Raw genomic sequence first — 13,336 nt, forward strand, 5'->3', positions numbered from 1 at the left:
ACTCCCCACCACTCTACCCCCCGGGCCCGCCGGGACACCCCGGCGGGCCGAGGGCGTACTCGGCCGATGATCACCGGGTGTGGAGGTCCCCGCCCTGGGTAAGGCGAATGATCTCGACCGGTAAGAGGGGACAGCGATGGCGATCGACTCGTTGGGCATGTGGATCGCGGTCATCGCAGTGGTGGTGGCGCTGCTCACCCTCGACTTCGTGGTGGCGGCACGCCGGCCGCACGTCGTGGGCATGCGCGAGGCGGCCGCCTGGACGATCTTCTACATCGGCGTCGCCATCGCCTTCGGCCTGGTCCTGCTGTGGCTGGCCGGGGCGGGACTCGCGACGGAGTACTTCGCCGGATGGATCGTCGAGAAGAGCCTCTCCGTCGACAACCTCTTCGTCTTCGTCATCATCATGGCGCGGTTCTCGGTGCCCGAGGAACACCAGCAGAAGGTGCTGCTCTTCGGCATCGCCACCGCGCTGGTGCTGCGGGCCATCCTCATCGCGGTCGGCGCGGCGGCCATCTCCCTCTTCTCCTTCACGTTCCTCATCTTCGGCCTGCTCCTGATCTGGACGGCGATCCAGCTCGTACGGCACCGCAACCAGGACCCCGACGTCGAGAACAACCCGCTGATCCGCCACGCGGGCAAGGTGCTGCCGGTCAGCGACGACATGCACGGCGGCAGGCTCGTCGCCCGCGAGAACGGCAGGCGGGTGGTCACGCCGCTGTTCCTGGTCTTCCTCGCCATCGGAAGCACCGACCTGCTGTTCGCCCTCGACTCCATTCCCGCCGTCTTCGGCGTCACCCGGCATCCGCTCATCGTCTTCGCCGCCAACGCCTTCGCGCTGCTGGGGCTGCGTGCCCTGTACTTCCTGATCGAAGGGCTGCTGGAGCGCCTCGTCTACCTGTCGATCGGCCTCGCGGTCATCCTCGGCTTCATCGGCCTCAAGCTCATCCTGTCGTTCCTGCACGAGGACATCTCGAAGTCCTTCCCCGAGGTCCCGACCCCGGTCTCCCTCGGAGTGATCTTCCTGGTGCTGCTCGTCACCGTCGTCGCCAGCCTGCGCAGGGTGCGCGCGCACCCGGAGGAGCGCGCCCACGCGGGCACCCTGCACCGGATGCGCCGCAAGGACAGAACCGGCAAGGGCAGCAAGGACAGCAGGGGCGGCAAGGGCGGTGAGGACAGGACCGACGACTGAGGTCCCGGCCGCGGATCACCGGCCGGACGGACGCGCAGAAAAGCGCCCGGAACCGAGGAGCGCCGGAAAGCACAGCGGAGAAGCTCAGGCCAGACAGCGCAGGGCGGCCCTGAGCCTGCGGTCGAGAGGATGGTCGACGGGGTGGCCGTCCGGCAGGCGCCCGACGGTCGCCGCCACGAACGCCGCGGGCGCCAGTTGCGCGCTCGCGTCGTAGGCGTGCACCCAGATCCCGTCGGCGGTCAGCTCGACCTCGACCTTCGCCCCCTGCTCCGCGAGCGCGAACGCGCCCACCCTCACCCGCCACCAGACCCGCTCGTCCTCCTCGCCCTCCGCCACGGGCGCGCCGACGTCGTCGGCGTGGGTGGCGTACTCCGAGTCGTAGTGGAAGGTCTGCGACCCCACCGGGTACGGCCCCGCGAGGGTCGGCAGCAGGGCGTCACGGCCGAGTTCGCGCATCCGCTCGCGCGTCTCCCCGTTCTCGCGCCGCCACTCCTGGAGCACCTCCTCGACCGGAACGTCACGGCGGCGCTCCACGCACCAGGCGTTGAAGGCGTCGAAGCCGCCCTCCACACCCTCGCTCCCGAGCATCGCGGCGAACCCGTCGACGTCGTCGTCCAGACAGGCGTGGTTGTACAGCTCCTCCCCCGCCAGGTGCCCGAGCACGTCGCGCACCGACCAGCCCGGCAGCCGTGAGGGGCGCAGCCAGCCCTCCGCGTCGAGCCCGGAGAAGAAACGGTCGAGGCGGCGGGCCTCGGTGTCGAATATGTCGAACGGGTTGAGATCCGCCAGCGGATCCTTCGATTCAGCGGTCATACCTCAGCGGTACCCGGAAACGACGGACATCCCCGTGCTCCCTGCACCTGCAGATATTCAAGATCGCGAGGTTTCGCCCGCGCCGGTCTTTCCCGTCGGCGAACCGTCGTCACGGCACCCGGCCGGACAGTGGCGCACCGGTCCGGCAGCCGGTAGCGCCGGAGACCGTCTCACCCGGACACGGGAAGGAGCGGCCGAGGCGATCTCGACCACGTACCGGCGGCCTAGTCCTCGTTCTCGGGGTCGTCATCGTTCTCGTCGTCACTGTCGCCGCCGCGATGACGTGGCCCCGGCTCCCGGCCCTCCTCCTGGAAGGCGAACCCGGATTTGCGCAGGAAGTCGTAGAGCGGTCCGTCGGAGGCGAGCCTGCCCTTCCTGCGCGCCTCGGACAGGTCCCGGCCGAACTTGCGCAGTTCGTCGCGCGCCTTACGCTCATCGCCCTTCCACAGGGCCTCGCCCGCTTTGGTGACCCTCTTACGGATCTCGCGGGCCGTCCTGGGGTCGATCTTCCCCTGGAGCTCCTGTTCGGTGATCGCCCGGTGAAGGATCGGCAGCTGCACCTGCCATCCGGTCCCCGCCGGCGGTGACAGGACCGGATCCGGGGACGGCGCCGCCGCGCTCCGCGAGACGGACGGTGACGGTGTGGGGGTGGGTGACGGCGACGCGGGCGGCGTGGGCTGCTCTGGAGAGGGCGTCTCGGACGGCACTCCGGCCGTGCTCGCCTGCCCGGTCGGCTCCGACGGCGTCAGCGCCCAGACGGTCGCCGCCACCAGCACGGCCACCGCGCCCAGGGCGATCGCGAGGGTCCGCCCGGACAGCCGCCCCCGCGTGAGCGCGGAGATGCCGCCGGGCACGGGCACCGGCCCGGAGACCGGCGGCCCCGGCGTGACCTTCGTCGGCGCGGGTGCCTGCATCGGTGCCTGTGCCGGTATCGGTGTCCCGATGTCGTACGTGGCCGTCGGTGCCGTCGGTGCCGTCGGTGCCGCGGGGACCGGGGAGACCGGGGAGACCGGGGAGACGCTGTCGCGGGCGGCTGACGTGTGGTGGGCCGTCGCGGTGACCTGGCGGATCACCTCTCCCCCGGTCGGCCGCGCGGCGGGATCCTTCTCCAGCAGGGCCATGACCAGCCCCTCAAGCTCCGGCGGGACATCGGGCCGGTACCGTCTGAGCGGATCCGGCCGGTCGCGGACGTGCTGGGAGATCACCTCCGCGTCGGGGCCGACGAACGGGGGCCGTCCGCACAGCAGCTCGTAACAGACGCAGCCGAGCGCGTACAGGTCGGAGGCCGTGTTCCCCGGCGTGCCGAGGATCTGCTCGGGAGACAGGTAGGCGGCCGTGCCGATGACGCTTCCCGCCGAGGTCAGCCGCATCGCGGCCTCGCTCGCGACCCTGGCGGTGCCGAAGTCGACGACCTTGAGCACGCCCCCCGTGCCCAGGTGCAGGTTCGCGGGTTTGACATCGCGGTGCACGACCCCGGCCCGGTGCGCGGCGTCCAGCCCGAGCGCGGCCTGCCTGACCAGGTGGCACGTCTCGGACACGCTCAGCGGTCCCCGCTCGGCCAGCTCGGCGGCGAGATCCCGGCCGGTCAGCGACTCCATCACCAGGTACGGCCGACCCTCGTGCTCGCCCATGTCGAGCACCGTCACCACGTTGGGATGGACGACGCGCGCGGCGGTCCTCGCCTCCCCGGCGAACCTCTCACGCACCGCGGCGTCGGCGACCTGCGGCGACAGGATTTTGATCGCCACCGCCCAGCCGGGGCGCAGGTCGTACCCGCGCCAGACCTCGCCCGTGCCGCCACGGCCGATCAGCTCGTCCAGCCGGTACCGCCCGGCGAGCACGGCCCCCGCCCCCTCCTGAACGCTCACGATCCTCGCCATCGATTCCGAGCCCGACAATTGGCACCCAACTATATGAGGGGACTTCTCCGACTTATGGATCTACGTCCTAAATCCCGCGACGAACCGAGGCTTCTCGTCCCGTCGAATCCCGTCGGCTCGTGGGCGATCCCGGCCTGCGGCGCCCTCCCCCGGAGAAGGGTCTCCGCTGCTCGGCGGCGGCGCGGGACGGGGCCCGTGGCCGGCCTCCGGTGACTCGGGCGGCACCGGAAACGAACCGGAGAACGCGGGAAAACCCGGAAGTCCCGGAGACGGCGTGCGCCTCCGGGACTCCGGCCCGTGTCGCTCAGCCCGCGTTCGCCGGGCCTTCCGCCGCGTTCACCGGACGGTAGGCGAGGGCGACAAGACCGGTGTCGAACGTCGTGCTGTCGACGAGTTCCAGGGTCGCCGTGACGTCCTCCCCCCGGAACAGCCGCTGCCCCTTGCCGAGGATGACCGGCGAGACCAGGAGCCGGTACTCGTCGAGCAGGCCGTTCTCCATGAGCGCGTCGGTGAGCCGGCCACAGCCCCAGATCATGATGTTCCCGCCGGGCCGCTTCTTCAGTTCGGTCACCGTGGGGACGAGGTCGTCGCCGTGGACGATGGTCGAGTTCGCCCACTCGGCCTTCTCCAGGGTCGAGGAGACCACGTACTTCTCGGTGCCGTTCACGTGGTCGGCGTAGGGGTTGCTCATACCGGGCCATGCCTGGGCCATGCCCACGTAGGTGACCCGCCCCAGCAGCAGGGTGTCGCAGCCGAGCGTGAGGTTCAGGGCGTACGCCATCGACTCCTCGTTCGAGTACGGCATGGACCACAGGTGGGGGTTGTCGATGTAGCCGTCGACCGTGGTGTGGGTCATGGCAATGATCTTCCGCATGATTCTCTCCGTGTCGTTCGCGCCGGATGAAGCCCGTTGGAGCCGGGCTGGACGAGGTCGGATGTGAGGACGGTCAGGGGACGTACGGGCTCCTGGCTCGGGCGTCGCGCAGGGCGCGGGCCCACCAGGTCAGCCGGTCGAGCGTGCTCTTCGCCGCGCTGTTGCACTCCGAGCCGGCCTTCGGCCAGGTGCCGTCGGTCGCGAAGAGGTCCCAGTAGCGGGGAAGGATGACGGCGTCGCGGATGGCGACGGCGTGCAGTTCGGTGAAGACCTGACGGAGCTGGTCGACCGCGTGCAGGCCACCGGAGTCCCTGCCGTAGGCGACGAAGGCGACGGGCTTGGCCTGCCACTCCTCGTAGTACCAGTCGATCGCGGTCTTCAGTGGAGCGGGGAAGCTCCGGTTGTACTCGGGGGTGACCACGACGAAGGCGTCGGCGGCGGCGAGCCTCGGCGCCAGAGCGGCCACCTCCACGGGTGCGGGCTCCTCCTGGTCGGTGAGGGTCTGCGGCAGACCGGTCTCGGCCAGGTCGATCAGGTCGACGTCCAGGTCTCCGCGCCTGCGGGCCCGGGAGGTGAACCAGTCCGCCACGGTGGGCCCGAACCGGCCGTCGCGGGTGCTTCCGACGATGACCGCCAGTCGCAGCCTGCCCTCCTCCGGCATCTCCGTACCTCCCTCGTGTCCCGCTCCGTTCGATGTGCCCTCAGCATCTCCGACCCCCTTTACGGAAAAGCTCCCGTCGCTTTACGGCTGATCCGGGGAGCACGGGAATCCGCCGTAGGACGAGTGGTAAAGCGATGAGTGCCCGGGGTTATCGTGGCCTTCATGCGTTTCGGGGTTCTTGGGCCGCTCGCCGTGTGGACGACCGCCGGTGAGCCGGTGGCGATCCCCGGGCTGAAGGTCCGGACCCTGCTCGCCGACCTCCTCGCGCACGAGGGACGCCCGGTGCCCGCCGACCGGCTGGTCGACGACCTGTGGGGCGACGATCCGCCGGGCAACCCGACCGGCGCCCTCTCGGCCAAGGTCTCGCAGCTGCGCAGGGTGCTGGAGGACGCCGAACCCGGCTGCCGGGACCTGGTCGTCCGTCATCCGGCGGGCTACGTGCTGAGGGCCGACACCGACGTGGCCGACTTCCTGCGCCTGCTCGACGAGGCGGCCCTCGCGGGGGATCCACGGGTCAGGGCGGCGCTGCTGGCCGACGCGCTGGCGTCGTGGCGCGGCCCCGCGTTCGCCGACTTCGGCGACGAGCCGTTCGCGCGCCCCGCGATCACGAGGCTGCTGGAACGGTGGCTCACCGCGCAGGAGGAGCACGCGGAGACACGGCTGGAGCTGGGCGAGCACGTCCGGCTCGCGGGAGAGCTCGGCGACCTGCTCGCCGCCCACCCCTTCAGGGAGCGGCTGCGCGCCGCGCACATGCGTGCCCTGTACCGCTCGGGACGGCAGAGCGAGGCGCTGGACAGCTACGAGGAGCTGCGCGTCCTGCTCGCCGACGAGCTGGGCCTGGATCCGGGTGCCGACCTGGTCACCCTGCACCGGGCCGTCCTCACCCAGGACCCGGCGCTCGCCGCGTCCGCCCCTCTCCCCGACAGGCCGGGCACCAATCTCCCCGCGCCGCTCACCGACCTGATCGGCAGAGAGGAGGCCGTCGCCGAGATCCGCACCCTGCTGGAGACGGAACGGCTGGTGACGCTCACCGGTCCCGGCGGCGTGGGCAAGACCCGCCTCGCGATCGAGACCGCCAGACATCTGACCGCCCCGGGTCCTTCCGGCACCGTCGCTCCCGGCCTCGTACGTGACGGGGTGTGGCTGGTCGAACTCGCCGCGCTCGACCGTCCCGGCGACGAGGACGCGGTCCACCGGCTGGCTGAGACGATCATGACGGTGCTGGACGTCCAGGACGCCGCGGGTGGCGCGGGGCCGGTGACCGCCGCCGACCGGCTCACCGAGGCGCTGCGCCCCCGGAGGCTGCTGCTGGTGCTGGACAACTGCGAGCACGTCGTCGATCCGGTCGCCGAGCTGGCCGGATCGCTGCTGCGCGCCGCCCCCGGCCTGCGGATCCTCGCGACCAGCCAGGAGTCGCTCGCCCTGCCCGGCGAGGTGGTCTGGAGCGTCCCACCGCTGGAGGTGCCCGGCCGGGCCTTCGACGACATCCCCGAGCTGGAACGAACCGGGTCCGTGCGGCTGTTCGTGGCACGCGCGTCCGCCGCGGCCAGGGGGTTCACCCTCGACACGGACACCGCTCCGGCGGTCGCGGCGCTGTGCCGCAGGCTGGACGGCATCCCGCTCGCGCTTGAGCTGGCCGCGACGAGGGTCCCCGCCCTCGGCGTGCACGGTCTCGTCGCCCGCCTCGATGACCGGTTCAGGTTGCTGGCCACCGGGCATCGGGGCGTCCCACCGCGCCAGCAGACCCTGACGGCGATGATCGACTGGAGCTGGGAGCTGCTGACCGGAGCCGAGCGCGCCGTCCTGCGCCGCCTCGCCGTACACGCGGACGGCTGCGACCTGGAGGCCGCCGAGGCCGTCTGCGCGGATGACGACGTCCCCGCAGCGGACGTACTCGACCTGGTGGCACGGCTGGTGAACCGGTCGCTGGTGGTGATGGTGGACGGTGCCGACGGGCCGAGATACCGGCTGCTGGAGTCGGTGGCGGCGTACTGCGTCGAGCGCCTCCAGCGGGCCGGGGAGTACGAGCGGGTGCGGTTGCGGCACCTGCGCCACTACACCGACCTGGTCGAACGGGCCGAGCCGCGTCTCTACCGGGCGGACCAGCGGCACTGGCTGCGGCGTCTCGACTCCGACGCCGCGAACCTCCGCGCCGCGCTGAACGCGGCCGTCAGGAACGGCGACGCGGAGGGCGCGCTGCGCCTCGTCGGCGCGATGGGCTGGTACTGGTTCCTGCGCGGCCGGCTGACCGAGGCCCACCGATCCCTGGCGGCGGCGCTCGCCGTCCCCTGCGGATCCCCCGCCGCCTCGTTCGCCGCCCTCCGGGCCAAGGCTCTCACCTGGAAGGCCGTGATCGCGCTCCTCCGAGGTGACGTCGCCGCCGCCGACCGGGAGCGGCTTCGCGGGGCCGCCCTGGAGGCGTACGAGAAGGCGGACGATCCGGGCGGGCGTGCCAGGGCGTGGTGGATCCTCGCCTACGCGGGGGTCGACCTCGGTGACCTGTCCGCCGCCGCGGACCTTCTGGACCGGGCGCTCCCCGCCTTCGAGGCGCTCGGTGACCGCTGGGGAACGGCCGCCGCCCTCGCCCTGCGGGCCAAACTCGCCCACGTACGCGGTGACCTGGACGGGCTCGGACGCGACGGCGAGCACAGCGCGCGGATCTTCGGCGAGCTCGGGGAGCGCTGGGGGCAGTTGGAGTCCGGCGGCTGGCTCGGCGCGCTGGCCGAGATGACCGGCGACCTCGACCGGGCCGAACGGCTGCAGCGTGACGGCATGCGCCTCGCCGAGGAGCTCGGGCTGTGGACGGAGCTCGCCGGGCGGCTGGGCTGGCTGGGCTGGATCGCACTGCAGCGCGGCGACTACGCGCGGGCGGCGGAGTGGAGCGAGAGGTCGCTGCGGCTCACCCTGGAGCAGGGGCACCGGGCCGGGCAGACCTTCGCCCGGATGGGTCTCGCCTTCGCCGCGCGCAGGGACGGCCGCCTCGACGTCGCCGAGACCCACCTGCGCGACGTGCTGGACCACACCCCTCCCGACTCCGGGGAGCCGCCGCCCTACCTTCCGATGATCATGACCGAGCTCGGCTTCGTCGCCGAGGGGCGCGGCGACGCGGCGGCGGCCCTCGACATGCACCTGGTCGCCCTCGATCTGATGGCCAGGTTCGACGGGACCAGGGAGATGACGGTCGCCGTGTACGGCCTGGCCGGTGCGCTCGCCGTCGCCGGACTCCACGACCGGGCCGCCCGGCTCCTGGGCGCGGGCGCCGCGGCCCTCGCGTCCGGCCCCATGCCCCTCACCTCCGTGGAGAGCGGCGACGTCGACCGGATCACCGCGCGGGTCCGTGACGCGCTGGGTGAGGAGCGCTTCGCCGCGGAACGCGAACGCGGCACCGCGCTCACCCCCGAGCAGATCAGGTCCCTCGCCGTCATACCGGAAGGCGCCGCGTCCTCGCCGGCCTGAACCCCCGGGCGGCGAAATCAATCTCGCGATGGATTACGAAGACCGACGGTCCTGGCAGACTGTCCGGCATGAGGAAGAGCACGGAGAACGGGGAGAACAGGGGAGACGGGGGCGACGGAGAGCGGGGGGAAGACGTCTCCGCGCCCCGGCCGCGCCGCAGGGGGCGCCCGCCCAGGGACCGCTCGGCCCCCACCACGCGCGACCGCGTGCTCACCGAGGCGACCGCCCTCTTCGCCAGGCACGGGGCCGACGGCGTCTCCATGCGCGACATCGCCGCCCGGGTCGGGATCGACGTCTCCAGCGTGCACCACCACTTCCCTTCGAAGTCGTCCCTGTACGACGCCTGCTTCGCCCGCGTCTTCGAGCTGGAGCAGGCGACGCTCACGCCGCCGGTGCGCGCCTTCCTCGCCGCCGTGCGCTCGGAACGCCCGGGCGACGTCGTGGACGCGATACACGACCTGGTGGACGCGTTCGTCGACTTCCTCGACGACCACCCCCAGACCACGTTCCTGTGGCTGCGGCGGTGGCTGGACCCCACCCTCCACCTCTCCCTGGACGAGGCGTACTCGCTGCCGATCTACGGGGAGATCGAGCGCGCCCTGCTGGAGGCGGCCACCCGCGGTCTCGTCGTCGAGCCGACGCCGCACATCACCGTGCGCAGCCTGGTCTGGGCGGCCCACGGCCACGTGACCGCCCTGAGCGCCCGCGGCGGCGACGCCGTGACCGCCGATCGCGAGAGGCGCGAGTTCCGCGCCTACGCCCACCGTTTCGTCGACCGGCTCTACGCACCCCCTGGCGCCGGCGGCTCAGACGGTTAATATTCCATCATCCGATGGAATATGGGAGGCGACGGATGAGCGCAGGGGAAGCGACCGCCGACGACATGCCGGGCACGGAGACGACCGTCGGCGGCGAGGCCGGAGCGGCCCCTGGGACGGCCCCTGGGACAGCCACCCGCGAAGGCACCCACGACGTGAGGGTGACCACCGCCCGCGAAGACGCACGCGGCGTGAGGGTGACCGCCGACCACGAAGGCGTCACCGGCCGAGGAGTGACCGCCCTTGACGACGTACCCGGTCAAGGGGTGCCCCCCGGCCGCGACGGCGTCCCCGGCCGGGGGACGACGGCCGTCGTCGGCGGCGGCGCGGCGGGTATAGCGGCGGCGAAGGCCCTCATCGAGGCCGGTCTGCCCGTCCTCGGCATCGAACGCGCCACCTCCCTCGGCGGCCTGTGGCGGCTGGAGGCCGACACCGCGTCCTACGAGGGCCTGCGCCTCAACACGAGCAGGCCGCGCACCGAGTTCTCCGACTTCCCGATGCCCGCCGAGTGGCCCGACTATCCGACCCGCGCCCAGATGCTCGAATACCTGCGCTCGTACGCCGACCGTTTCGGGGTCGGCGAGCGCTTCCGGTTCGGCACGACGCTGGAATCGGCCCGGCGCACCGAGGGCGGCTGGGAGCTGGAGCTGACCGGTCCCGGCGGGCCGTACCGCGAGACGGTGGAGCACCTGGTGGTGGCGAACGGCCACAACCACGAGCCCCGGCTGCCCGAACCGCCCTACCCGGGGACGTTCACCGGCACCGAGTCGCACGCGCACGACTACGTCACCCCCGCCGAGCTGGCGGGCAGGCGTGTGCTCGTCGTGGGCACCGGCAACTCCGCGATGGACATCGCCGCCGAACTGACCGACCACGCGTCCGCCGTGCTGCTGTCGGCGAGACGAGGCGTCTGGGTGCTGCCCAAGCGGCTGCTGGGCCGGCCCTCCGACCAGCTCAACGGCGCCCTCGCGGCCCTCCTGCCCTGGCGGGTGCGGCAGGTGGTCTCCCAGGCGGTGCTCAGGGTCGCCGACAGGAAACCCGCGGGGCCGCGTCTGCCCGCTCCCCGCCAGGGTGTGCTCCAGGACCACCCCACCCTGAGCGACTCCGTTCCCCGCCTGGTCGCGGAGGGAAAGGTGCTCGCGCGCCAGGGCATCGCGCGCCTGGACGGCTCGCGGGTCCATTTCACCGACGGGCAGGTGGACGAGGTCGACCACATCGTCTGGTGCACCGGCTACCGGGCCGTGACCCCGTTCCTCGACACCTCCGCCACCGCCACCGCCACCGCCGCCACCGGCACCGGCACCGGCACGGCGCCCGACCCGGCGAGCACGCTGCTCTACCGCCACGTCTTCCCCATCGGCGACGACTCGATCAGCTACGTCGGGCTGATGCAGTCGACCGGTTCGGCGCTGCCCGTCGTCGAGGCGCAGGGCCGCCTCCTCGCCGCCGTACGCGCAGGAACCCACCGGCTGCCCGACCCCGAGACCGCGCGCAGGATCGCCTCCGCCGAACTCGACGCCGCCCGAGAGCGTTGGGGGCAGCGCAGGCCCCACATGCGGATCGACGTCGACCAGTATCTGCGCGTCATGCGGCGCGAGCTGCGCGCCTCCCCCTCCCGTGCGCTCGCCGGGCGCCGGATCCTGGTCACCGGCGCGGCCGGCACCTTCGGCAGGGCGATGAGCGCACGGTTCACCGCCCAGGGCGCGCACGTGGTCGGCCTGGACATCGCCCGCCCCGACGACTCCGACATCCCGATCATCGCGTGCGACATCACTTCCTCCGAATCCGTCGACGCGGCGGTGGCCGAGGCGGCGGCCCTGCTGGGCGGCATCGACCTGCTGGTCAACAACGCCGGCCGGGGCGGGCCGGCACCGGCCGAACTCGCCCCGGGCGACGAGGTGGAGGCGCAGCTGCGGCTGAACCTGCTCGGTGCCTGGCGGGTGACGGCGGCGGTCATGCCCCACCTGGTGCGTGCGCGCGGGCAGGTGGTCTTCATCGCCTCACGGATGGCGGTCCTGCCCCTGCCGCTGGCGGCGGCGTACGGCGTCTCCAAGCGCGCCCTCGCCGCCTACGCCGACGCGCTCCGGCTGGAGGTCGGCACGCACGTCGACGTGACGACCGTCTACCCGAGCATGGTCCGCAGCCCGATCCACGACAGTACGCGCCAGGCCGGGCTCTCCCTGGACGCGGTGTCCCGGCCGGAGCCCGTCGAGGGCGTGGTCGACGCGATCGTCCGCGCCGTCACCGCCCGCCGCGCCCCGCGCGACGTGGCGACCACCGTCCGGGGACGTGTGGAGATGATGGTCGGCAGGCACGCCCCCTCCCTCGCCGACCGTCTCGTCCGCCGCACCGTCGCCGCCCGCGTGGCGGCCGGTGACTTCGCGAACGCCCCCCTCGCGGCGGGAATGGTGAGCAGGCACCGCGGCTAGCCCCCGTCGCGGCGTACGCCCTCCCGGCCCGGGACATCCTCCGGATGGCCCGGTGACGGGTCCGGTAACCTCCTCGACCTGTTCGAGCACGCCTTGAGGCAGCGCGCGAAACCGAGCCGAGGTCAGGAAAGGGTGGTGCAGACATAGGGCGAGGGCCACTGGGAAACGCCGGGTGGGCGGACGGCCTGGAAGCCGAAGTTCGCACTGGCCCCGGGCGCGAGGGAGCCGTTGTAGCTCAGGTTGCGAGCGGTGACGGTCTGCCCCTTGGTGGTCACGGTCGCACCCCAGGAGCCGATGAGGCTGTGCCCGGCCGGCAGCGTGACGGTGACGGTCCAGTCGTGGATCGTGGAGGGACCGGTGTTGGTCACTCTGACCGGATCGACCGTGTATATGTTGTTCCCCCCGTACAACACGGTGGCTGTGGCCGAGCAGCTTCCGGCGGCGATGATGCCGTAGGAGAAGTTGTTCACCGCCAGGCCGGTCTGGCCGACCCACGGCTCGAAGCCCGCCTGGACGCTGGTGAGATACCACGACCGCTGGACATGGCCGCGACTGATCGCGTCGTCGACGAAGGTACTGACGGCGAAGCCGATCGACGCGGTCGCCGAGGAGCGGACGTAGGAGATCACGTTCCAGCCGACGTTGCCGTACCAGACCTCCCAGCTCGCCCCGGCGAGGCTGACCGTACCCACTCGGGAGCCGATCGGCTGGATCGGCCCCACCCGGTTGAGCCAGATCGTGATCTCCGCACCGGTGTTCTGGCCGTCCGTCCGGGGAGCCGGGTCGAGCCAGATGTCGTAGGACGCGTTGTACACGCCGCCGCTCGGATAGGTCATGTGGACGCTGGTCTGGATGCCGTTGAACCGGCTGTCACTGATCCGCATGGGCAGGCCGCTGCCGGAGGTGCACCGGCCGCGGTGACAACCGGCGAAGATCGACGGGTAGGATCCCGGCGCGCCGTCGGTCGCTCTGTCGTGGCTCGCCTCCGTCACCGAGAAACCGAGGCCCGTGACGTTGACGCACTGCTCGGTGTCGTCGCTCCAGTTGTTGTTCTGGACGTAGTACTTCCCGTTCTGGATGACGGTGGCGCCGTCCTTCTCGCAGATCGTCGTGTCGGCACGCGCCGGAGCGGCGACCGCTCCGGACCCGAGGACCAGGCCGAGGACGGCCAGGACCGTCACGATGACCCGCCTCACTCCACGTTCTCTCGTAC

At 72.1% G+C, this 13,336-nt stretch carries 9 protein-coding genes; 4 read left to right on the plus strand and 5 right to left on the minus strand.

The annotated features are described in order from the left end of the window. Positions 1-136 precede the first annotated feature (136 nt). Positions 137-1,192 (plus strand): TerC family protein, encoded by a 1,056-nt coding sequence (locus AB0B90_RS02925; protein ID WP_350944274.1) that lies wholly within the window; start codon positions 137-139, stop codon positions 1,190-1,192. Between the two features lie 84 nt (positions 1,193-1,276). On the opposite strand, the gene AB0B90_RS02930 is transcribed toward AB0B90_RS02925, so the two are convergent. The 4 genes from AB0B90_RS02930 to AB0B90_RS02945 all read right to left on the minus strand — a co-directional run bounded on the left by AB0B90_RS02930 (position 1,277) and on the right by AB0B90_RS02945 (position 5,420). Then, entirely contained in the window at positions 1,277-2,005 is a 729-nt protein-coding gene (locus AB0B90_RS02930; protein WP_362920406.1) for a maleylpyruvate isomerase family mycothiol-dependent enzyme, read from the minus strand. A 224-nt stretch (positions 2,006-2,229) separates the two neighbouring features. Continuing rightward, positions 2,230-3,873 carry a serine/threonine-protein kinase gene (locus AB0B90_RS02935; protein ID WP_362920408.1) on the minus strand — a complete coding sequence of 548 codons (1,644 nt, stop codon included), beginning with the start codon at positions 3,871-3,873 and terminating at the stop codon, positions 2,230-2,232. Between the two features lie 316 nt (positions 3,874-4,189). Continuing rightward, entirely contained in the window at positions 4,190-4,759 is a 570-nt protein-coding gene (locus AB0B90_RS02940) for a dihydrofolate reductase family protein (protein WP_350944279.1), read from the minus strand. Between the two features lie 73 nt (positions 4,760-4,832). After that, on the minus strand, positions 4,833-5,420 hold the full coding sequence (locus tag AB0B90_RS02945) for an NAD(P)H-dependent oxidoreductase (protein ID WP_350944280.1): 588 nt from the start codon (positions 5,418-5,420) through the stop codon (positions 4,833-4,835). Positions 5,421-5,582: 162 nt separating this feature from the next. Here AB0B90_RS02945 and AB0B90_RS02950 point away from each other — a divergent pair, with 162 nt between their 5' ends. The 3 genes from AB0B90_RS02950 (at position 5,583) to AB0B90_RS02960 (ending at position 12,123) form a co-directional block, all read left to right on the plus strand. Further along, positions 5,583-8,876 carry a BTAD domain-containing putative transcriptional regulator gene (locus AB0B90_RS02950; protein WP_362920410.1) on the plus strand — a complete coding sequence of 1,098 codons (3,294 nt, stop codon included), beginning with the start codon at positions 5,583-5,585 and terminating at the stop codon, positions 8,874-8,876. A gap of 68 nt (positions 8,877-8,944) precedes the next feature. Further along, positions 8,945-9,694, plus strand: coding sequence for a TetR/AcrR family transcriptional regulator (locus AB0B90_RS02955; RefSeq protein ID WP_362920412.1), 750 nt, complete (start codon positions 8,945-8,947; stop codon positions 9,692-9,694). A 35-nt stretch (positions 9,695-9,729) separates the two neighbouring features. After that, complete coding sequence (locus tag AB0B90_RS02960; RefSeq protein WP_362920414.1) at positions 9,730-12,123, plus strand: SDR family NAD(P)-dependent oxidoreductase; 2,394 nt, start codon at positions 9,730-9,732, stop codon at positions 12,121-12,123. Positions 12,124-12,245: 122 nt separating this feature from the next. On the opposite strand, the gene AB0B90_RS02965 is transcribed toward AB0B90_RS02960, so the two are convergent. Next, on the minus strand, positions 12,246-13,304 hold the full coding sequence (locus AB0B90_RS02965; protein ID WP_362920417.1) for a cellulose binding domain-containing protein: 1,059 nt from the start codon (positions 13,302-13,304) through the stop codon (positions 12,246-12,248). Between the last annotated feature and the right edge of the window lie 32 nt (positions 13,305-13,336).

The organism is Streptosporangium sp. NPDC049078 (assembly GCF_040648855.1).
GTDB lineage: Bacteria > Actinomycetota > Actinomycetes > Streptosporangiales > Streptosporangiaceae > Streptosporangium.